This window comes from Ochrobactrum sp. Q0168 (genome assembly GCF_016427605.1).
Classification (GTDB): Bacteria; Pseudomonadota; Alphaproteobacteria; order Rhizobiales; family Rhizobiaceae; genus Brucella.
In genome coordinates, this window is sequence record NZ_JAELXQ010000037.1 from 1 (window position 1) to 1588 (window position 1588).

A 1588-nucleotide genomic window follows, 5' to 3' on the forward strand; every position below is an offset into this window, starting at 1 on the left:
GAAACGGTCTTTTCATAAAGACGGTCGGACGGTGCAATGACGATGACCGGCATGGTTTCATCGATTAGCGCGATAGGCCCGTGCTTCAACTCGCCAGCGGCGTAGCCTTCGGCGTGAATATAGGAGATTTCCTTGAGCTTCAGCGCGCCTTCCATGGCAAGCGGGAAGGACGTGCCACGCCCCAGATAAAGGACGTGATTGACCTTGGCGAGATCAGTGCAAACCGCAGCGATCTGGTCTTCCAGCTTCAGCACTTGGTTGAGAAAACGCGGCGCTTCGGAAAGCTGGCGCACCAGTTCCTGCTCACGCGCATCGTCAATCGCGCCACGCGCCTTGGCCGCAGCGATGGCGAGCGACGCCATGGCCGAAAGCTGGCAGGTGAAGGCTTTCGTGGAGGCAACGCCAATTTCCGGACCCGCAAGCGTCGGGAACACAGCATCCGATTCTCGCGCGATGGTCGAACCAGTGACATTTACGACAGCCGCAATCTTCAGCCCTTGCGACTTGCAATAACGCAGCGACGCCAGCGTATCGGCCGTTTCCCCGGACTGCGAAACGAACATCGCCAGCGAATCCTTCGACAGCGGCATTTCGCGATAGCGGAATTCCGATGCGATATCGCTATCGACGGGAAGACGAGCAATCTGCTCGAACCAGTATTTGCCCACCGATGCGGCATAAAATGCTGTACCGCAAGCCGAGATCGTCAGGCGGTCCACCTTGCTGAAATCGACGCCAATGGCGCCCTCGCGCACTTTGCCGGTGGTGAAATCGAGATAGTTGGCAAGCGTATGCGAGATCACTTCCGGCTGCTCGAACATCTCCTTCTGCATGAAGTGACGATGATTGCCTTTGGAAACGAGCATATTGGCCGTCTGCGTCTTCTGGATCGTGCGCTCGACCTGATTGTTGCTCTCGTCATAAATGGTGACGCCCTTGCGGGTCAGCACGGCCCAGTCGCCATCTACCAGATAGGCGATGGTGTCGGTGAAAGGCGACAGCGCAATCGCGTCGGAGCCGAGGAACATTTCCCCGTCGCCATAGCCGACGGCCAGTGGCGGTCCCTGACGAGCGCCGATAAGCAGTTCTTCGTCGCCTTCAAACAGGAATGCGAGTGCGAAGGCGCCATGAAGCAGCGGCAGGCAATCGCGGACGGCTTCGACCGGGGACTTGCCCTTCTCCAGCTCACGCGTTACCAGATGGGCGACCGCTTCCGTATCGGTTTCTGTCTGGAACTTGCGGCCTTCGGCTTCCAGCATGGCGCGCAATTCGGCAAAATTCTCGATGATGCCGTTATGAACCACTGCAAGGCGTTCGGTGATATGTGGATGCGCATTGCGCTCCACCGGCTTGCCGTGCGTCGCCCAGCGCGTATGACCGATACCGATCACACCCGGCAACGGCTCGCCGGCCAGACGCTTTTCCAGATTGACCAGCTTGCCTTCCGCACGACGACGGCCGAGCTTTCCGCCCTGCAAGGTGGCGATACCGGCGGAATCATAACCGCGATATTCCAGTCGTTTCAGAGCATCGACCAGAAGCGGCGCGACTTCATCCTTGCCTATAATACCGATAATTCCACACATGC

At 58.4% G+C, this 1588-nt stretch carries 1 protein-coding gene; it reads right to left on the reverse strand.

Features of this window, described 5'->3' with window-relative positions:
- On the reverse strand, positions 1-1586 hold a 1586-nt coding region (gene glmS / locus JAU75_RS23805), incomplete at its 3' end, for a glutamine--fructose-6-phosphate transaminase (isomerizing) (RefSeq protein WP_199058943.1).
- Positions 1587-1588: the final 2 nt, after the last annotated feature.